General features: G+C 61.0%; 18 protein-coding genes. 10 read left to right on the top strand and 8 right to left on the bottom strand.

Annotated elements, in window-relative coordinates:
* Positions 1 to 33 precede the first annotated feature (33 nt).
* From lptF to rsmA, 6 genes are all read left to right on the top strand, one after another.
* Positions 34 to 1,200, top strand: a complete 1,167-nt coding sequence (gene lptF, locus E9677_RS14310) for an LPS export ABC transporter permease LptF (RefSeq protein WP_136558738.1) — start codon at positions 34 to 36, stop codon at positions 1,198 to 1,200.
* Between the two features lie 35 nt (positions 1,201 to 1,235).
* Positions 1,236 to 2,279, top strand: a complete 1,044-nt coding sequence (lptG, locus tag E9677_RS14315; RefSeq protein ID WP_235882982.1) for an LPS export ABC transporter permease LptG — start codon at positions 1,236 to 1,238, stop codon at positions 2,277 to 2,279.
* Positions 2,279 to 4,612, top strand: a complete 2,334-nt coding sequence (locus E9677_RS14320; RefSeq protein ID WP_136558740.1) for an LPS-assembly protein LptD — start codon at positions 2,279 to 2,281, stop codon at positions 4,610 to 4,612. Before lptG ends, E9677_RS14320 begins: the two co-directional genes overlap by 1 nt.
* Positions 4,613 to 4,741: 129 nt before the next feature.
* The gene (locus E9677_RS14325; RefSeq protein WP_136558741.1) at positions 4,742 to 5,686 is read left to right on the top strand and encodes a SurA N-terminal domain-containing protein; all 945 of its coding nucleotides are present in this window, start codon (positions 4,742 to 4,744) and stop codon (positions 5,684 to 5,686) included.
* Positions 5,687 to 5,704: 18 nt separating this feature from the next.
* Positions 5,705 to 6,727, top strand: coding sequence for a 4-hydroxythreonine-4-phosphate dehydrogenase PdxA (pdxA, locus tag E9677_RS14330; RefSeq protein WP_136558742.1), 1,023 nt, complete (start codon positions 5,705 to 5,707; stop codon positions 6,725 to 6,727).
* The gene (rsmA, locus tag E9677_RS14335) at positions 6,727 to 7,554 is read left to right on the top strand and encodes a 16S rRNA (adenine(1518)-N(6)/adenine(1519)-N(6))-dimethyltransferase RsmA (protein WP_136558743.1); all 828 of its coding nucleotides are present in this window, start codon (positions 6,727 to 6,729) and stop codon (positions 7,552 to 7,554) included. Before pdxA ends, rsmA begins: the two co-directional genes overlap by 1 nt.
* 28 nt (positions 7,555 to 7,582) lie before the next feature.
* Here rsmA and E9677_RS14340 read toward each other — a convergent pair whose 3' ends face one another.
* A complete protein-coding gene (locus E9677_RS14340) occupies positions 7,583 to 8,488 on the bottom strand; it encodes a LysR family transcriptional regulator (RefSeq protein ID WP_136558744.1) in 906 nt (301 codons plus the stop codon).
* A 100-nt stretch (positions 8,489 to 8,588) separates the two neighbouring features.
* On the opposite strand from E9677_RS14340, the gene E9677_RS14345 reads away from it, so the two are divergent.
* On the top strand, positions 8,589 to 9,545 hold the full coding sequence (locus tag E9677_RS14345; RefSeq protein ID WP_136558745.1) for a choline ABC transporter substrate-binding protein: 957 nt from the start codon (positions 8,589 to 8,591) through the stop codon (positions 9,543 to 9,545).
* An 11-nt stretch (positions 9,546 to 9,556) separates the two neighbouring features.
* Complete coding sequence (gene betC / locus E9677_RS14350; RefSeq protein ID WP_136558746.1) at positions 9,557 to 11,074, top strand: choline-sulfatase; 1,518 nt, start codon at positions 9,557 to 9,559, stop codon at positions 11,072 to 11,074.
* Between the two features lie 59 nt (positions 11,075 to 11,133).
* Here the strand turns inward: betC and gmk are convergent, their stop codons facing one another.
* From gmk to fabD, 7 genes are all read right to left on the bottom strand, one after another.
* Entirely contained in the window at positions 11,134 to 11,781 is a 648-nt protein-coding gene (gmk, locus tag E9677_RS14355) for a guanylate kinase (RefSeq protein WP_136558747.1), read from the bottom strand.
* A gap of 3 nt (positions 11,782 to 11,784) precedes the next feature.
* Positions 11,785 to 12,675 (bottom strand): YicC/YloC family endoribonuclease, encoded by an 891-nt coding sequence (locus E9677_RS14360; RefSeq protein WP_136558748.1) that lies wholly within the window; start codon positions 12,673 to 12,675, stop codon positions 11,785 to 11,787.
* A 22-nt stretch (positions 12,676 to 12,697) separates the two neighbouring features.
* Positions 12,698 to 13,921, bottom strand: coding sequence for an endolytic transglycosylase MltG (gene mltG, locus E9677_RS14365; RefSeq protein WP_168801230.1), 1,224 nt, complete (start codon positions 13,919 to 13,921; stop codon positions 12,698 to 12,700).
* A gap of 190 nt (positions 13,922 to 14,111) precedes the next feature.
* A complete protein-coding gene (gene fabF / locus E9677_RS14370; RefSeq protein WP_136558749.1) occupies positions 14,112 to 15,368 on the bottom strand; it encodes a beta-ketoacyl-ACP synthase II in 1,257 nt (418 codons plus the stop codon).
* Between the two features lie 131 nt (positions 15,369 to 15,499).
* On the bottom strand, positions 15,500 to 15,736 hold the full coding sequence (locus E9677_RS14375) for an acyl carrier protein (protein WP_006727438.1): 237 nt from the start codon (positions 15,734 to 15,736) through the stop codon (positions 15,500 to 15,502).
* Positions 15,737 to 16,012: 276 nt separating this feature from the next.
* Positions 16,013 to 16,750, bottom strand: coding sequence for a 3-oxoacyl-[acyl-carrier-protein] reductase (gene fabG, locus E9677_RS14380; RefSeq protein WP_136558750.1), 738 nt, complete (start codon positions 16,748 to 16,750; stop codon positions 16,013 to 16,015).
* 30 nt (positions 16,751 to 16,780) lie between these two features.
* Positions 16,781 to 17,725, bottom strand: a complete 945-nt coding sequence (fabD, locus tag E9677_RS14385; protein WP_136558751.1) for an ACP S-malonyltransferase — start codon at positions 17,723 to 17,725, stop codon at positions 16,781 to 16,783.
* Between the two features lie 209 nt (positions 17,726 to 17,934).
* Between fabD and E9677_RS14390 the strand changes: the two genes are divergently transcribed.
* Positions 17,935 to 18,978 carry an aldo/keto reductase gene (locus E9677_RS14390; RefSeq protein WP_136558752.1) on the top strand — a complete coding sequence of 348 codons (1,044 nt, stop codon included), beginning with the start codon at positions 17,935 to 17,937 and terminating at the stop codon, positions 18,976 to 18,978.
* A gap of 130 nt (positions 18,979 to 19,108) precedes the next feature.
* Positions 19,109 to 20,041, top strand: coding sequence for a calcium/sodium antiporter (locus tag E9677_RS14395; RefSeq protein WP_136558753.1), 933 nt, complete (start codon positions 19,109 to 19,111; stop codon positions 20,039 to 20,041).
* Positions 20,042 to 20,255 lie beyond the last annotated feature (214 nt).

The raw sequence follows: 20,255 nt of genomic DNA on the forward strand, positions 1-20,255 counted from the left end.
GGTGTGAGCGTGTCGCGCCTGCAAGGGAACCCTATGAAGATACTCGAACAATACATTCTGCGACGGGTCGTCCTGATGTTTCTCACAGCGCTGCTCCCGGTGCTGGCGATCATCTGGACCACGCAGGTATTGCGCCGTATCAATCTGGTGACTGACAGCGGACAGTCCGTCGGCTCGTTCATGGTTCTGGCAACAATGATCCTGCCGACAATCGTGGCAACGGTTCTACCCTTCGCGCTCGTCATCGGAATCACCCATACGCTGACCACGATGAACAACGATTCGGAGCTTGCGGTGATCGATGCTGCCGGGGCGCCGCGTTCGATCATCCAGCGCCCGCTGATCATCTTCGCTGCGGGGCTGAGCTTCTTTTCCTTCGTGATGATGGGGTTCGTCGAGCCCGCGATGCGGGTGAATGTTCGAACCATGATCGCCACCGCCTATGCAGATCTCCTGTCATCGGTCATCGAGGAAAGGACTTTCCGGCAGATCGAGCCGGGCCTCTTCGTGCAAATTTCCGAGCGACAGTCGGGCCGAGCGATGAAAGGCCTGCTGGTCGCCGATTCGCGGGATCCGGCATCCGAATTGATCTATTATGCGCGCGAGGGGGCAGTCGATGAAACGGGCAAGGCGTTGGTGATGCAGGACGGCGAAGTCCAGCGCAAGGCACCAAACGGCGACGTAACCGTCATCCGCTTTGACCGATACGCCTTCGATCTGTCCGATCTTTCCGAAGAACGCGGTCAGGCGCGTTACGGTGCGAAGGATCGCGATCTGCTCTACCTCATGGACCCGGATCCCCTCGATGAGCGATATGTCGACAAACCGAATGATTTCAGCGCGGAGCTGCATCGCCGCATCAGCAGTTCCTTCCTGCCCTTGGTGTTTGCCTTGATCAGCCTCATGCTGTGTGGTGATGCGCGATCTCACCGCGAGGCGCGGCTACACCCCATGGCATCGGCCCTGATCATGGCCCTTACCCTTTTCTGGGCATCGAACTATCTGACGACGCTTGCGGAGACCTCGTCTGCGTTTCTGCCGCTCCTGTATTTGCTGCCGCTCGGCAGTGGTAGTGCGGCGCTGTTCATGCTCGCGACAAACCGGAGTCCGCGACTGCCCAAGTTTCTGTCATCGCTGATTGAGGCTGTAGCGACAGTCACGCAGAAGCGTATGGGCGTAGGGACTGGAGGAAGCGCGTGATCTGGACGCTCGGCCTTTATTTCTTCCGCCGCTACATGATGACCTCCCTGTGGTTTATCCTCGGCGTTGTCTCGATCACCTATCTGATCGACTTTACTGAAACCGCGGGGCGCTACGACGGCCTGCCGGGCTATTCCATCGCCGGGGTGCTTTATCTGACTGCGCTTCGGCTACCGCTCATACTGCAGCAGACAGTGCCGTTTATTGGTCTCTTCGTCGGCATGGCGACCCTCATATCGTTGAACAGAAAGTCGGAACTCGTCGTCGCGCGGGCGGCCGGCATTTCAGTTTGGCAGTTTATGGCGCCCTTCGTGATTGGTGCGACGCTGATCGGTCTGGCGACGACCCTGGTTATCAACCCACTCGCCGCCTGGGGCGAGCGGCAAGGAACCGAGATTGAAACGCGCTGGCGCGAAACCTCTGCCAACAGCGCGCTTGCTCCTATTCCGTGGCTCCGACAGTCGAGCGGCGAAAACGACGTGGCGATCGGCGCGCGCTCCGTATTGGAAGATGGAACGCTGTTTGCCGATGCAGTTCTGCTGCACTTCGACCAAGAAGGTCGCATCATCCTTCGTCAGGATGCGCGCACAGCTAAGTTGAAAGATGGTTACTGGATGCTTACCGACGTGCTGGAGACACGTCCCGGAGAGATCCAGGCACGCGTGGCCGATGCACGGGTGGCCACCAATCTCAACGAGGAATTCGTCCAGCAACGACTGGCAAAGCCGGAAAGCGTTGCTTTTTATGATCTTTTTCAGAAAATTGAAGTTGCCCGCTCATTTGGAATCGCGCCATATGCACTCGAAACGCAGTTTCACTCGCTGCTTTCGCTGCCATTCCTGATGATTGCAATGACGCTGATCGCGGCAACCGTTTCGCTGAAATTCAGCCGTATCAACCAATCTCGAACGGTGATTCTCGGTGGAATATTGTCAGGCTTCGTGCTTTATGTTGTCACAGTGCTCGTCAGAGCATTCGGAAGCAGCGGCGTCATGCCGCCATATGTTGCGGCCTGGGTCCCAGTTGTCGTAGCGATGGCACTGGGGGCAACGATTCTGCTTCACAAGGAGGATGGTTAGTGGCGGTAAAAGACCGCGGGAATATCAGGAGGCTCTCAGTAGCCCTGCTGACCAGTGTTGCTGTGTGCGCTTTGCCGCTCACCGCGCCTCTCGTGCATGCGCAGAGCCTGTCGGATTCGGCAGTGACGGCAGGTCAACTCCCTGATGACGCGAAGCTGCTTCTTGCAGCCAATGAACTGGTTTATGACCGTGATGCCGAACGCGTTGTCGCGAACGGTGCGGTGCAGATCAATTATGCGGGCTACCAGATGGTTGCCCGACAGGTCGTCTACGATCAGAAGTCGGGTCGCGTCACCGCGGCAGGCAATATCGAACTGGTCGAACCAACCGGGAACCGCATCTATGCGGAATCGCTTGATGTCACGGACAATTTCTCCGACGGCTTCCTGAGGGCGCTGCGCGTCGAGACGGCCGACAATACGCGTCTCGTTGCCGAGAGCGCGGAGCGCGTCGGTGGCACGCAGATGATCCTGCACAAGGGTGTCTACACCGCCTGCCTTCCGTGCGCCGAAAACCCTTCGCGACCGCCGATCTGGCAGGTCAAGGCCGAGCGCGTCGTTCAGGACGGCAAGAAGCAGACCATTCGCCTGGAGAAAGCACGCTTCGAGCTTTTTGGTCGCTCGATCGCAACCCTGCCCTTTCTCGTGGTGCCTGATAACACCGTGAAGCGGAAGACTGGTTTTCTATTCCCGGAATTCCGCTCGGGTGAAAACGTCGGCTTCGGAATTTCGGTCCCGTACTACATTGCCATCGCGCCGGACCGCGATGCAACGATCACGACGACCGGGTTCAGCACCCAGGGCGTGCTTCTGGAAGCGGAGGTTCGTCAGCGGTTTGAAAAGGGCGAGGCCAACCTGCGCCTGGCCGGCATCAGCCAGATGAATACCGACGAATTCACCGCCGGCACCAGCGACGCGCAGCGCGACTTCCGCGGGCTTGTCGCGTCGAAGGGCGACTTCAAGATCAACCCTCGCTGGACCTTCGGCTGGGATGTGATGTTCCAGACAGACAACAACTTCGCCCGCACCTATGGCGTTGAAGGCCTGAACAGCTCGACGAACACCAATACCGCCTACCTGACCGGCGTCGGCGAGCGCAATTTCTTCGACATACGCGGCTATTACTTCGACGTGCAGGACGCGGATCTGAACAATACCGCTGAGAAAAAGCAGGCGACCGTCCTGCCGGTCATCGACTACAGCTATTATGCGCCCGAGCTCGTGGCCGGCGGCCAGCTGTCCGGTACGCTCAACTTCACCTCCCTGTCCCGCTTTTCCGGTGAATCGGCAGATAGAAATGGCGACGGCATAGACGACCTCTATCGTGGCCTCAAGGGCAATGTGAACCGCCTCAGCGGTGAACTCGCGTGGGAACGCACCTTCGATGGTCCGGGGGGTCTGCAGATTACGCCGTTGCTCGCTGCCCGTGGCGACGTCTATGGTCTCGCGATGGATGCGCCTGCCAACTATTCCGGAGGCTACACATCGAATGACGCCCCGGCGCGCGCCTTGCTGACAGCCGGCGTCGAAGTTCGTTATCCGTGGCTTATCACCACCGACAACAGCACGCATATCATTGAGCCGATTGCCCAGATCTATGCGCGCAATGACGAAGACTTTGCGGGCCAGCTGCCCAACGAAGACTCGCAGAGCCTGGTCTTCGATGCCAGCAACCTCTTCTCGCGTAACAAATTCTCGGGCTTCGACCGAGTCGAGGGTGGAACGCGCGCCAATGTCGGCATGCGTTATACCGGCAGCTTCGACAATGGCGTCGGTGTCCGTGCAGTTATCGGCCAGTCCTACCATCTGGCGGGCCTGAACTCCTATGCGACCGACGACCTTCTGGCCGTCGGCACCGATTCCGGTCTGGAAACGGATGTATCGGATTTCGTCGCCTCAGCTGGCTTCGAGCTACCGATTGGACTGTCCCTTTCCGCGGGCGTACGTCTGGATGAGAAGACGCTCGACGTTCGCAGGACCGACCTGAACGCCACATATGCGCAGGATCGCTTCGAGACGAGCCTGACCTTCACCCAGGTCGATGCCCGTCCCGAATATTCCTTCGACGAAGACAATCAGACGATCACAAGCTCGTCCACGGTCAAGCTCAACCAAAACTGGTCCGTCTTCGGCTCGGTCAACTACGATATCGACGCGAACACGTTCAACCGTCGCAGCGTGGGCATCTCCTATGCCGACGAGTGCACCGTCTTCTCGATCGCTTATTCGGACAAGTATGACCCGAATGATGAGACCGCGAACGACTGGACGATCGGTGGCAAGCTTGTCTTCCGTACACTCGGCGAGATCAACCTGAGCGACACGACGTTCTGACGCGAAAACGCCGCTTTGGCGGAGGTCATTGTTTTGCCGCACGGATTGTGCAATCCGTGCGGCAGTTTTAAACTCCGTCTAATGTTGAACGACCGGATGATGCCTGATCCTCCGGAGAAAGGATTACAGATGGCCACAGCGAAAAAGGGCACCAGCTTCTTGCTTGCCGGCGTCATCGCGCTGTCGCTCAGCGTGAGCCCCACTCCGATGATCACCCAGGCGCAAGCTGCGACATCCGTTGTCGCCGTGGTCAACAAGACGGCGATCACGAGCAGCGACGTGGCGCGGCGCGCTGCCTTCCTGCGCCTACAGCGCCGCAGCGGCAATCTGCAGAGTATTGCCAAGGAAGAACTCGTCAACGAAGCCTTGAAGCGCGAAGAAATCGCCCGCGTGGGAATGTCCGTCAGCACGTCGGATGTTGATGCTTCGTTCGAGCGGTTCGCCAGTTCCAACAAGTTGTCGGTGTCGCAGCTGAACTCTGTGCTCGACCAGGCCGGGGTCGGTGCTGCGCATTTCAAGGCGTATATCGCCGTTTCGATGAGCTGGCCGCGCCTGGTCAATGCCCGCTACGGAGCCGGTGCGCGCGGTCGCCTGTCGAACCAGGATCTCGTCACGCGCCTTCTGGAAAACAAGCAGAAGCCGGTCACGACCGAATACTTCCTCAAGCAGGTCGTGTTCGTGGTGCCCGCATCGAAAAAGGGCATTGTCGGCAAGCGCAAGGCGGAGGCCGAAAAGTCCCGTGCGTCCTTCCCGGGCTGCGATCAGGCGATGGAATTCGCCAAGAACTATCTTGATGTCTCGATCCGCAATCTCGGACGCGTGATGGAGCCTGAGCTTCCGCCGGAATGGAAGCCGTTGATCGAGAAGGCAAACGGCGGCACCACCGGGACGCGCGTGACCGAACGCGGTGTCGAGTATCTGGCGATCTGCAACCAGCGCCAGGTTTCCGACGACGTTGCGGCAGAGATTGTCTTCCGTGCCGAGGATATCGGCAAGGAGCAGCAGGGCGAAAACCCGAACGCCGAAAAGTATCTGGAAGAACTGCGGTCCAAGGCCCAGATCGTAATCCAGTAAGCGGCGAAAGGCGGAACCATGACCGACGGCGTGCTTCCGCTTGCGCTCAGCCAGGGCGATCCGGCCGGTATAGGGCCGGATATCGCATTACAGGCATGGCTGAGACGTGGCGAGGTCGGTCTGCCGCCATTTCTGTATATTGGCGATCTGGCCGTCCTGCAGATCCGTGCACGGCAACTCGAACTGGACGTGCCTGTCGTCGAGGCGAATGCGGCACAAGCGAGTGCGGTCTTCGACCATGCGATTCCCGTGCACAACATTCCGATCGGCGTCGATGTTCTCGCCGGCAAGCCACATGTTTCGAACGCACGCGGCACGATCGCCGCGATCGAGACGGCCGTTTCGCTCTGCCTTTCAGGTGAGGTGCGCGCCATCATCACCAATCCGATCGCAAAGTCCGTACTGTATGAGGCCGGCTTCGGCTTCCCCGGTCACACCGAATTCCTCGCCGACCTCGCCACGCGGGCGACCGGCCAAGCCTGCATGCCTGTCATGATGCTGGCAGGGCCGAAGCTGAAGGCAGTTCCCGTCACCATCCATATTCCGATCAAAGATGTTCCAGCAGCGCTGACGGAGGCGCTGATCGTCGACACGTGTCGCATCGTCGCCCAGGATCTCGTCGCACGCTTCGGACTGGCTTCGCCAAGGCTTGCTGTCGCCGGCCTCAATCCTCATGCCGGAGAAGGTGGTGCGATCGGCCATGAAGACGACGAAATCATCCATCCCGCGATCCGGATGCTGCGCGACGAGGGTATCGATGTGTTCGGCCCCCTGCCCGCCGACACCATGTTCCATGACGATGCGAGGGGACGCTATGACGTCGCGATCTGCATGTATCACGATCAGGCTCTGATCCCCGCCAAGGCGCTGGGCTTCGACGACAGTGTCAACGTCACCCTGGGGCTTCCCTTCATCCGCACCTCGCCCGATCACGGCACGGCCTTTGGTTTGGCCGGGACCGGACACGCGAAGGAGACGAGCTTGATCGCTGCGCTGCAGATGGCCGACAGAATGAGCCAGGCACAAGGCGTATCCTCCTGATGGCCGCACTCGACGGACTGCCGCCACTGCGCGACGTGATTGCGCGCCATGGGCTCGACGCCAAGAAGGCACTGGGTCAGAATTTTCTGCTCGACCTCAACCTGACCCAGAAGGTCGCGCGCACTGCCGGCTCTCTCGAGGGGGCGACCGTGATCGAGGTGGGACCGGGACCGGGCGGCCTGACCCGCGCAATCCTGGCACTCGGGGCGAAGAAGGTGATTGCAATCGAGCGCGATGCCCGCTGCCTGCCAGCGCTGCAGGAGATTTCCGACCATTATCCCGGCCGCCTCGAAGTGATCGAGGGGGATGCCCTGAAGACAGATTTCGAAACGCTGGCTCGGGGCGAACCGGTCAAGATCATTGCCAACCTCCCCTACAATGTCGGCACGCAACTGCTGGTCAACTGGCTGCTGCCCGGGCACTGGCCGCCGTTTTGGCAGTCTCTGACATTGATGTTCCAGAAGGAAGTCGGCCAGCGGATCGTGGCTGGCGAGGATGACAATCACTATGGCCGCCTCGGCGTGCTCTGCGGATGGCGGACACAAGCCCATATGGCCTTCGACATTCCACCACAGGCCTTCACGCCGCCGCCCAAGGTGACGTCGACTGTGGTGCATCTCGAACCGATCGAAAAGCCCCTGCCCTGCGATCCGGATAAGCTGGAAAAAGTGACGCTGGCCGCCTTTGGCCAACGCCGCAAGATGCTGCGACAGAGCCTCAAGCCAATCGGCGGCGAAGCGCTTCTCGCCCGTGCCGAGATCGATCCTCAGCGCCGGGCGGAAACGCTGAGCGTCGAAGAATTCTGTCGGATCGCCAACCTCATCTGAGTTTCAGCTAGCGAGTCGCCGCTCAGGCTCATGTTGGGCCGGACGTCGTCGCTTCACTGACCAGCCAAGTGGCCAGAAGTCTGGCAGCAGAACTGTCGGTGCCGTTCACCAGCCAGTATCCGCGATCGGGGACGGACACTGTCTGTCCTGCAACGACCAGAAGGTTGGAATCGAGCAGCTGATCGATGATGCCCAACCAGCCGAGCGCAACACCCTGCCCTCCCATGGCGGCCTGGATCACCAGCGCATAGGTATTGAAGCGCAGATCGCCCGGACGATCTTGCTGGAGAGCGCCGATGGAAGCGCGTTCACCATAAGATTTCCAATCGAGCCAGGGGGAGAGATTGTCTGCTTCGAGATGAATGAGAGGTTCGGCTTGATCCGGAGCGCCCGCGTTCCCTGCCATTCGTCCGGCGAGCGCCGGGGTGCAGACCGGTACCACGCGCTCCGGCATCAGCAACCTGCCCTGGGGCGAAAACTCGCCTACGGTTCCGAAGGCGACTGCGAGATCGGCATCTTCCCGCCAATGTTGCCCGAGGCGCTGCGTGGCGACGATCTGCAGGTCGATCTCGGGATGACGCTGGCGAAAGGCATGCATGCGCGGAATGAGCCAGAGGCTGGAAAAGGCGTAGTCGGTCGCCAGGCGGACAGTTGGACGCCGACGAGCGGCGCGCAGACTGCGCTGCAGGCTGTCCACGTCAGCGACGGTGCGGTCCGCGATCGCCAAGAGGCGGCGGCCTTCTTCGGTGAAGCGCACCCCCCTGTGGAGACGATGAAGAAGCGGCAGTCCTGCACGCTGTTCCAGGAGGCGGATCTGATAGCTGACCGCCGGCTGGCTGAGACCCAACGCCTCAGCCGCAGCTGATAGCGAACCCCTGCGATCGATTTCGACCAGAAGCCGCATCCAGGCGAGGTCGATCAGTCCTTCAGACATAGATCATCTTTATAGGAAGCATCAAAAATATCCGGCTTCACAGGTCTTCATCCCCCCTCTTCAATAAGCAGGAACAATACCACAACAAGAGGGAACCACCATGCGCGTCTCATCCGGCAATCGCAGAACTCTCGGCGGCCTTGCCGCCCTCGGCCTGCTCCTCCTCTCCACAGCCGCTTCCGCGCAGGACGGGGAATCCTGCAAGACCATTCGTCTGTCGGATCCGGGCTGGACCGATATCACCGCGACCAACGGCGTTGCGACGGTCATTCTCGAAGCTCTGGGCTACCAGCCAGACGTCAAAACGCTCTCCGTACCGATCGGCTACCAGTCGATGAAGAACGGCGAGATCGACGTCTTCCTCGGCAACTGGATGCCAGCGCAGCAGGCCTTCATCGACGACCTGAACAGCACCAAGGCGATCGAGGTCATGGCGAAGAACCTGGAAGGCGCGAAGTTCACGCTCGCCGTGCCGACCGCAACCGCCGAGAAAGGCATCAAGGACTTCGCCGATCTCGGCAAAAACCCGGACGAATTTGAAAGCAAGATCTACGGCATCGAGCCTGGCGCACCGGCCAATGCCAATATCCAGAAGATGATCGATGCCGGCGAATTCGGCCTCAAGGACTGGGAACTGGTCGAATCGGGTGAACAGGCCATGTTGGCCCAGGTCGAGCGGGCCTCAAAGGAAGGCAAGGGTGTCGTCTTCCTCGCCTGGGCACCGCATCCGATGAACGAGCGTTTTGATCTGACCTATCTCTCCGGCGGAGACGCCTATTTCGGTCCGAATTTCGGTGGCGCCGAAGTTTATACGCTTGCCCGCACCGGCTGGAGCGGTGACTGCCCGAATGCGGCAACCCTCTTCAAACAAATGACCTTCGACGTTTCGATGGAAAACGTGTTGATGGGCGAGATCCTCGGTGGAAAGGATTCCACGGAAGCCGCGTCGACCTGGCTGAAGGCCAATCCGGCTGCTCTGGACACCTGGCTCAACGGCGTCACCACCTTCGACGGGCAGCCGGGTGATGCGGCGGTCAAGTCGGCTCTCGGTCTCTGAGGGATCGACGCGTGAGCTCTCGCCCCAACATCCTGATCCTGATGGTGGATCAATTCAACGGGACCCTCTTTCCGGATGGTCCCGCCGATTTCCTGCATGCCCCGCATCTGGCGGACCTGGCGAAGCGCTCCGTGCGCTTCGCCAACACCTATACGGCAAGTCCGCTCTGCGCCCCGGCACGGGCCTCCTTCATGTCGGGGCAATTGCCGAGCCGCACGCGAGTCTATGACAATGCGGCCGAGTTCGCCTCCGACATACCGACTTACGCGCATCACCTGCGGGCAGCTGGCTACCAGACCAGCCTGTCGGGCAAGATGCATTTCGTCGGGCCGGACCAGTTGCACGGCTTCGAGGAGCGGCTGACGACCGACATCTATCCTGCCGATTTCGGCTGGACTCCGGATTATCGCAAGCCCGGCGAGCGCATCGACTGGTGGTACCACAATCTCGGCTCCGTCACCGGCGCCGGTGTCGCCGAGATCAGCAACCAGATGGAGTATGACGACGAGGTCGCCTACAATGCCACGCGCCGGCTCTACGACCTATCGCGGGGCCATGACGACCGCCCCTGGTGCCTGACGGTCAGCTTCACGCATCCGCACGACCCTTACGTCGCGCGGCGGAAGTACTGGGATCTCTACGAAGGCTGCGAAGCCCTCGTGCCGAGTGTCCCTGCCATCCCCTATGACGAGCAGGATCCGCATTCGCGCCGCCTGATGGATGCCTGCGACCATCTCGCCTTCGACATCACCGACGAGAATGTCGCGCGGGCACGTCAGGGCTACTTCGCGAACATCTCGTACGTCGACGACAAGATCGGCGAGATCCTAGACGTGCTCGAGCGCACGCGCATGGCCGACAATACCGTCATCCTCTTCGTTTCCGACCATGGCGACATGCTGGGCGAGCGGGGCCTCTGGTTCAAGATGAACTTCTTCGAAGGCTCTGCACGCGTGCCGATGATGATGGCAGTCCCGGGTGTCGAAGGGCGGCTTGTGACGACGCCTGTATCGACGCTCGACGTCACGCCGACGCTTGCCGGCCTCGCGGGGATCGACATCTCGACCATCGCCGACTGGACAGACGGCGAGGACCTGATGCCGCTTGCGACCGGCAAGGGCGGACGAGGCATCGTGCCCATGGAGTATGCCGCCGAGGGTACGGTAAGCCCTATGATCGGGCTTCGCAACGAGCGCTACAAGCTGACGCTCTGCGAGGCCGATCCGCCGATCCTGACCGATCTCGAAGCCGATCCGTATGAGATGACCAACCTTGCTGACGATCCGGCTGCGGCCGAGATCCTTTCCACGCTCAGCGAGGAAGCCGCGAGGCGGTGGGATCTCTCGCGCTTCGATGCTGCGGTCCGGGAAAGCCAGGCACGTCGCCACATCGTCTATGCAGCACTGCGCAACGGTGCGTATTTCCCCTGGGACTACCAGCCGCTGCAGAAGGCTTCGGAGCGCTACATGCGCAACCACATGGATCTCAACATCCTAGAAGAGAGCCAGCGCTTCCCCAGAGGCGAATGACACAAAAAAGGGCGGCCGAGACAATCGGGCCGCCCTTTTCAGTTCCGAGTACTCGCGCCTCAGGCGATCAACCCCTCAACGAAATCGAAGAGGCCGTGGCGGCGGTCGCGGCGAAGGCGCTCTGCCTTGACGATCGACTGGACGGCATCGAAGGCCGCATTCAGGTCGTCGTTGACGATGACATAGTCATATTCGCGCCAATGGGCGATCTCGGCGCGGGAATTGTTGAGGCGGGTCTGGATGACCTCTTCTGAGTCTTCGGCGCGGCGGTGCAGGCGGGACTGGAGTTCGGCCATTGTCGGCGGAAGGATGAAGATGGAGACGACATCGGCCGACATCTTGTCCTGCAGCTGCTGGGCGCCCTGCCAGTCGATATCGAAGAGCATGTCGCGGCCCTCACCCATGGCCGTCTCGACGGCCTCGCGCGGCGTGCCGTAATAATTGCCATGGACCTGCGCCCATTCAAGAAGCGAGTCGCTGTCGCGCAGGCGCTCGAATTCGCGTTGCGACACGAACTGGTAGTGCACGCCTTCGATTTCGCTCTGGCGGCGCTGGCGCGTGGTGACACTGACCGACAGACCGATCTGCTTGTCCTTGTCCATCAGCGTCCGGGCAATGGTGGATTTTCCCGCACCTGACGGCGAGGAGATGACCAGCATCAGACCCCGCCTGGCGATCTTGACGTGGGCAGGGGCAATGTCGGCCATAGACTACTCCAGATTCTGAACCTGTTCGCGGAACTGGTCGATGACGACCTTCAATTCAATGCCGGCGGCGGTGACCGCGACGGCATTGGATTTGGAACAGATAGTATTTGATTCTCGGTTAAATTCCTGCGCCAGGAAATCGAGTTTGCGGCCGACGGGACCCCCGACAGACAACAATTCCCGGGCCGCCGTGACATGCGCCTTCAGCCGGTCGATCTCCTCGCGCAGATCTGCCTTGGTGGCGATCAGGGCGATTTCCTGGTGCAGGCGATCGCGGTCGAGGCCATTGGTCGTGTCCATCAGTGTCGCTAGCTGGACTTCGAGCCGGCGCGCGATCTCCTCCGGAGAACGAGAAGGATCGGCCTCGATCTGCAGAGCGAGATCCTCGATCCTTTCGATCTGCTCTTCCAGGATACGACGGAGTGCCGCCCCCTCGGTCGTGCGCATGTCGGCGAGCGCCGTGATGGCGCGTTCGAGGCCATCGAGTATATCGGTGTCACGGGCTGCGATCGCGTCGGCATCATCGGTCGCCTCGCGCATATCAACGAGGCCCCGGATCGAGAGCAGCGTGTCGAGACGCAGCGGTGCCGGATCGAGCACACCCGGTCCGAGTTCGTCGCGTAGCGCGAGAACGGCGGCAAGCGCATCCCGGTTGAGCACCGCCTCTACGCGGTTCTCGCTGACCGTTACCGAAAGGCCGATCTGCAGGTTGCCGCGGGTCAGTCGCTCGCCGGCAAGCCGGCGGATGTCTGTCTCCAGCGCCTCGTGCCCCTGCGGCAGGCGCGAGCGCAGATCCAACCCCTTGCCGTTGACCGAACGCAGTTCCCAGGCCCAACGGTAACGCCCCGACGAGCCTTCGACACGGGCAAAGCCCGTCATGGATTGCAGTGTCATGCCCCGCCCCTTGATGCCAGTCTCAATCGTTCGCTGCCGGATCGACCTCCGGTTCGACATCGAGGGTCGCCGGTGGCGTCTGTGCGCGTTCGGCCTCGATCTTGCGCCAGCGGCGCACATTCGCATTGTGCTCGTCCAGCGTCGTTGCGAAGGCATGGCCACCAGTGCCGTCGGCGACGAAGTAGAGATCCTCCGTCTTCCACGGATGAGCGACAGCCTCAAGTGCCGCGCGGCCCGGATTTGCGATCGGTCCCGGCGGAAGCCCCTTGATCACATAGGTGTTGTAGGGCGTTTCCTTGCGGATATCCGATTGGAAGATCGGACGGTCGGCCGGTTTGCCGTCACCTCCGAAGAGGCCATAGATGATAGTCGGATCGGATTGCAGGCGCATGCCCTTGTTCAGGCGGTTGATGAAGACAGAGGCCACATGGGCGCGCTCGTCGTCCTTGCCGGTTTCCTTCTCGACGATGGAGGCGAGCGTGACGAATTCTTCCTTGGTCTCGACCGGCAGGTCCGGATCGCGCTTTTCCCAGATCTGGTCGATCAGCCGCTCCTGATCGGCGCGCATCTGGGTGACGATCTCGGCGCGATTGGTGCCGCGGGTGAACTTGTAGGTATCGGGACGCAGGCTGCCTTCCGGTGGCAGTTCGGTCGGCAGGTCACCTTCCAGCACCGTATCTGCTGCCAGGCGCTGGAACATCTGCTTGACCGTCAGGCCTTCCGGAAAGGACACCGCATAAAGGATCGACTTGCCGGATTCGAGCAGCGCCGTGATTTCCTTCATCGAGGCACCAGCCTTGATCTCGTATTCACCGGCCTTCAGGGTCTGGCCTTCGTCGAGAGAGGTCGTCGTGACGTAACGGTAGATGCGGGCGTCGGATACGATCCCGTTGCGCTCGAGATTGTTGGCGATCTCGGCGAGACCGGCACCGCTGCGCACGACGAAATTGGTGTTGGCAGCGAGCGGGCCGGGCTTCTGGTAGCTGTCCATCACATAGAAGAAGCCGGCGACAGCGACGACACTGACGAAGACCACCATGGTCATGAGGAAGTTCAGGAAGATGACCACCTGGCTACGCGCCTTGCGCGAACGGCGCGGCGGCTGTGGCACGCGCTCGGGACGCAGTGCCTCGTTGGGCGACTTCGGAATAAAGGGGCCCTTGCCCGGTTGGCTATCGGCATCGCGGCCGAAGGAGACACCGTTGTTCTGGCTACCGCCGTTCTGGCTGTTGTCGGTCACCGGCAATCCTTCTTTGTTTCGCACTCGCGGCTGTTTCATCCAGCAATGCGGCAAAAATCCGGGTCATCGTCCGGCGCTGATGCGCCGGGCGTTGCCATGATTTCTACCCGCAGACAGTAGCGGCGGGCAAGAGTGTCCCGCCATGATCCAGAGCAATCACGGGCAGCCGAGCTAATCCCAGCCGCCCTCGCCCAGATCAGCTCTCGTAGCGCTTCAGCACCAACGAGGCATTCGTGCCACCGAAGCCGAAGGAATTCGACAGGGCGACATTGATCTCGCGCTTCTTTGCCTTGTGCGGCACGAGATCGATCTGCGTTTCGACCTGGGGATTGTCGAGATTGAGTGTCGGCGGTGCGACGTTGTCGCGGATCGCCAACGCAGAGAAGATTGCCTCTACGGCACCGGCAGCGCCCAGAAGGTGGCCGATGGCGGACTTGGTAGAGGACATCGAGATCTTCGACGCGTGTTCGCCAACCAGACGCTCGACCGCGCCGAGTTCGATCGTGTCGGCCATTGTCGAGGTACCATGGGCGTTGATGTAGTCGATGTCGGCAGCCGTCAGACCGGCTCGTTTCAGCGCCATTGTCATGCAGCGGAATGCGCCATCACCATCTTCCGACGGAGCGGTGATGTGGAAGGCGTCGCCCGAAAGACCGTAGCCGACGACTTCGGCATAGATCTTTGCACCGCGGGCCTTGGCATGTTCGAGTTCTTCGAGCACCACAATGCCGGCGCCCTCGCCCATGACAAAACCATCGCGGTCCTTGTCATAGGGGCGCGATGCGGCAGTCGGGTCGTCGTTGCGGGCCGTCGACAGCGCCTTGCAGGCGGCAAAGCCCGCCAGCGAGATACGGCTGATCGGAGATTCTGTGCCACCGGCGACCATGACGTCAGCATCGCCGAGCGCCACGAGACGGGCAGCATCACCGATCGCATGCGCGCCGGTCGAGCAGGCCGTCACGACGGAATGGTTCGGACCGCGCAGCTTGTGGCGGATCGAGACCTGGCCGGAAGCGAGGTTGATCAGACGGCCGGGAATGAAAAACGGCGAGAGACGGCGCGGCCCCTTGTCGCGCAGGATGTGGCCAGCCTCGACGATGCCTTCGAGGCCACCGATGCCGGAGCCGATCAATACGCCGGTCTGGCACTGGTCTTCATAGCTGCTGGGCGCCCAGCCGGCATCTTTCAAAGCCATGTCGGCCGCGGCGATGGCATAGATGATGAAATGGTCGACCTTGCGCTGTTCCTTGAGCTCCATCCAGTCGTCAGGATTCCAGGCGCCCTCACCTTCGGTCGGGATGCGGCAGGCGATCTTGGCGGGAAGGTCATCGACCTCGAATTCCGTGACAAGACGCGCGCCACTCTGGCCGGCAAGAAGCCGTTGCCAGGTCAGTTCCGTTCCACATCCCAGAGGCGATACCATGCCGGTACCGGTGATGACGACACGTCTCATCGTGCGAAGCCCACCCAATTTATTTGACCGAAGTCACTGTAAACAAAGGTCCAGATACAACAAGGCCCGCTCATCGCGGGCCCAAGCGGACAGGACGGGCTCGCGCCCGCCTTCCGCAGCAGTGCGATCGATCAGGCCTGGGCCTTCTCGATGAACTTCACAGCGTCGCCGACCGTCAGGATCGAGTCAGCTGCATCGTCCGGGATCTCGACGCCGAATTCTTCTTCGAACGCCATGACGAGTTCGACGGTGTCGAGCGAGTCGGCGCCCAGATCGTCGATGAAGCTCGCGCCTTCGACGACCTTTTCAGCGTCAACGCCGAGATGATCAACTACAATTTTCTTCACGCGTTCTGCGATATCGCTCATGTCGGTATCCTCGACCTTCTAAAATTCAGAGGGAGCCTTGATGGCTTCCCTACCCTGCATTCAGCCGGTGATCGCTTTCGTCCCCACCAGCAAACCCGTTCGGCCCTGACCCAGAGCGGTTTATGCAAACAAAAGCATAAACTTCGGCTCATGAGGCGGAGCGACTGCTCACAGTCATGGCCCGCTTAACACGGTTTCAGCGCGCCGCAAAGCCAGAAATTCGCCCCTTTGCCTCGGTCAACATCCTATTGCAGAGAGGCTCTTCCGGCACTTCGATCAGATCATCGCCATGCCGCCGTTGACGTGCAGTGTCTGCCCCGTCATGTAGGCCGCCTCGTTCGAGGCGAGGTATACGACCGCCGAAGCGACCTCGGCGCCGGTGCCCATGCGCTTCATCGGGATCGCTCCCATGATCGCGTCCTTCTGCTTGTCGTTCAGCTTGCCTGTCATCGCGCTTTCGATGAAGCCAGGTGCTACGCAGTTGACGGTCACGTTGCGGGTGGCGATTTCCTGGGCGAGCGACTTCGAGAAGCCGATCATGCCGGCCTTCGACGCGCAGTAGTTGGCCTGACCCGGATTACCGGTGACGCCGACGATCGAGGTGATGTTGATGATACGGCCGAAGCGGCGGCGCATCATCGGATGGGTCAGTTCGCGCGTAAGGCGGAAGACGGCCGTCAGGTTAACTTCGAGAACCGCATCCCAGTCTGCGTCCGACATGCGTACGAAGAGGCCGTCCTTGGTGATGCCGGCATTGTTGACGAGAATGTCGACGCCTTCGAGTTCCGCCTCGGCCTTTTCGCCGAGCGCCTTGACCTCGTCGCGGTCGGAAAGGTTGGCCGGGAAAATCTTGACGCGGTCGCCGAGTTCGGCAGCCAGCGCCTCCAGCTTTTCGACGCGCGTGCCGTGCAGGCCGACGATCGCGCCCTGGGCGTGAAGCTGCCTTGCAATTTCTTCACCGATGCCGCCGGTGGCACCGGTCACGAGAGCCTTGCGGCCGGTCAGATCCAACATGGTCGAGTTCCTTCTTGTTCGTTGAGGCGATCAGCCGTTCAGCGCGGCGATGGCCGCGTCGATGTCGGCCGGACCATTCACGGCAACGCCATTGATATTCTTGTCGATGCGGCGTGCGAGACCGGTGAGGACCTTGCCGGCGCCGATTTCATAAAGCGTGGTGACTCCGCTTGCGCCAAACCACTCGACTGTTTCGCGCCAGCGGACCTGGCCCGTCACCTGCTCGACGAGCAAGTCAGCGATCTCGGCAGCGGAGGTGACCGGGGCTGCGCGGACATTGGCGATCAGCGGCACCGCAGGATCCTTCTTCTCGACCTTGGACAGCGCTTCGCGCATGGCGTCTGCCGCCGGGCCCATCAGGGCCGAATGGAAAGGCGCAGAAACCGGCAACATGATGGCACGTTTGGCACCCTTCTCGGTGGCCAGTGCTGCAGCCTTTTCGACGGCGGCCTTTCCGCCCGAGATGACAAGCTGGCCACCGCCATTGTCATTGGCGATCTGGCAGGGACCGATGGCAGAGGCTTCCGTGCAGATGGCTTCAACGTCGCCGTGCTCCAGACCGATGATCGCGGCCATGGCGCCAGCACCGACGGGCACGGCCGCCTGCATGGCATTGCCGCGAATGCGCAAGAGACGGGCCGTGTCGGCGATTGAGAACGTGCCGGCGGCGCAGAGAGCTGAGTATTCACCGAGCGAATGGCCGGCGACATAGGCGACCTTCGACTTCAGATCGAGTCCCTTGGCTTCGAGCACGCGGATGACGGCCATGGACACTGCCATCAATGCCGGCTGGGCGTTGGTGGTCAGCGTCAGCGTCTCTTCCGGACCATTCCACATGATGTCGGACAGTTTCTGACTGAGCGCTTCATCGACTTCCGCGAAGACGGCACGCGCTTCGGCAAAATTGTCGGCAAGGTCCTTGCCCATTCCGACGGCCTGGCTGCCCTGGCCTGGAAAGGTAAATGCGACTGACATGGGCTTTTCTCCCTTGGGTTTTTCCCTGTCAATTCACGGTTGACCCTTGCGAGTCAAGCCTCGTACCCCTTCCGTAACCAACCCAACCGGCCTTACACCAAGGCTGTTCCACAGCTATCGGCATCTTGCGGTGCATCAATTTCTGCCTAAATTGCCGCTGACCAATCCCCGTCTCCCAAGACACCCTCTCCCAATCGAGGCATTCCCCCATGAAGATGAACCGGCTCGGCCGCACCGATATCCTTGTTTCCGAAATCTGCCTCGGCACCATGACCTGGGGCTCACAGAACACGCCCGAGGAAGCCTTCGAGCAGATGGACTATGCGCTCGACCACGGCGTCAACTTCTTCGATACGGCCGAACTTTATCCCACAACACCGCTTTCGGCGGAGACCTATGCCGATACGGAGCGCCTGATGGGCGACTGGTTCGAGAAATCAGGCAAGCGTGACAAGGTCGTTCTTGCGACGAAGGTTGCCGGCCCTGGCCGTCCCTATATCCGCGAGGGCAAGCCGATCACCGGTGCCGTGGTCAAGGAAGCACTCGATGCCAGCCTCGAGCGGCTAAAGACCGATTACGTCGATCTCTACCAGATCCATTGGCCGAACCGCGGACATTTCCACTTCCGCGGCGCCTGGAACTACAACCCCTACAAGCAGGACAAGGCCAAGGCTTCTGCCGAGATCGCGGAAATCCTTGAAGCACTCGGCGACTGCGTGAAGGCCGGCAAGCTCAAGGCATTCGGACTTTCGAACGAGACCACCTGGGGGACGCAGAAATATCTGACGCTTGCCGAAGCGAAGGGTCTGCCGCGCGTCGCGACGATCCAGAACGAATACAATCTGCTCTACCGGCACTACGACCTCGATCTCGCAGAACTCTCGCACCACGAAGATGTCGGCCTGCTCGCCTATTCGCCGCTAGCCGGCGGCATACTCTCGGGCAAATATCTCGACGGGCAGAAGCCGACGGGGTCGCGCGGCTCGATCAACGGCGACATCGGTGGTCGCCTCGTGCCGCAACAGCAGGCGGCGACCCGCGCCTATGTCGAACTGGCGGCCAAGCACGGGATCGATCCGTCGGCCATGGCACTCGCCTTTTGCCTGACGCGCCACTTCATGGCCTCGGTCATCATTGGTGCGACGACAATGGACCAGCTTAAGGTCAATATCGGCGCTGCCGATCTCAAGCTCTCCGACGATGTCTTGACGGAGATCGCGAAAATCCACCGCGAATATCCAATGCCGATCTGATTCACGAATCTCGTTGTTGGCCTGACCAACAAAAACGTGAACATATTTGACCTACACATCGCCGCCGCCGATCACCACTTGCGGCGGCGATCGAATACGGGCCTGCGGGCCATGAAGGATGGGGGATTACTTGGATTATCTGTTCGTTGCCGGCGGTCTCGTCGGGCTTTATTTCGGAGCTGAGTGGCTTTTGCGCGGAGCGATTGCCGTCGCGCAGAAGCTGGCGATTCCGACTCTCATCGTGTCGCTGGTCATCGTCGGCTTCGGGACATCCATGCCCGAGCTGCTGGTTTCCGTCCGCGCCGCCCTCACCGGCTCATCCGACATCGCTCTCGGCAATGTTGTCGGCTCGAACATTGCGAACATTCTCCTGATCGTCGGCGTTTGCGCGATGATCTTCCCTATCACCCACTGGGACAAGGGCGTCAAGCGCGACACCTACGTGATGATCGCAGCGGCCGTGCTCTTGCTCGGACTGGTGCAGTTCTCGACCATCGGCCGCCTCGCCGGACTGCTGATGGTCGCGGTCCTGATCGCCTACATCCTCTACGCCTATGTTAACGGCAAGGGCGCGATCGAGGAGCTGGCCGAAGAAGACGTCAAGCATGAGACACTCGGCAGCGGGTTCATGACGCTGCTGATCCTCGGCGGCCTGGCCACCCTCTTTATCGGTGCCGAATTGCTGGTCCGCGGCGCTACCAACCTCGCTCGTGACTTCGGCGTCTCGGAAGCGGTCATCGGCCTGACCGTGGTTGCGGTCGGCACGTCCCTTCCGGAACTCGCCACCGGCATCATGTCGGCGATGCGCAAGCATTCCGACATCATGATTGGCAATATCGTCGGATCGAACATATTCAACATCCTGTTCATCCTGGGCGTGACCTCCGTCATCCAGCCGATCGCCGCGGCCCCGCGCTTCGGGAGCTTCGACGTCCCGGTCATGCTGGGCATCACGCTCGGCTTCGCCTTCCTGCTGCTCGCCCATCTCGGGGTCCGCAGGCTGACGGCCGGTGCGATGCTCGTCGCCTATGTTGGCTACACGGTCGCGCTGGTGCAGGTCTAAAGGCCAGCAAACCGCAGAGCATTGGCAGGGCCGCCGGCAGAAAACGCCGAGCGGCCCTTGCTTTTGTGGCCAATGCGCGTATAAGCGCGCCGTTCACAACACCCGGTCTCTGGCTGGTGGCTGAACGGAGGGCTGGCAGGCCGATAAGGCTTGCAGCAGGAACCATAAGGGTTTCCGGCCTCCCGTGTCTCCGCTCTCGACCGTCTCGAACACA

Origin of the sequence: Peteryoungia rhizophila (genome assembly GCF_004912145.1) — a bacterium.
GTDB lineage: Bacteria > Pseudomonadota > Alphaproteobacteria > Rhizobiales > Rhizobiaceae > Allorhizobium > Allorhizobium rhizophilum.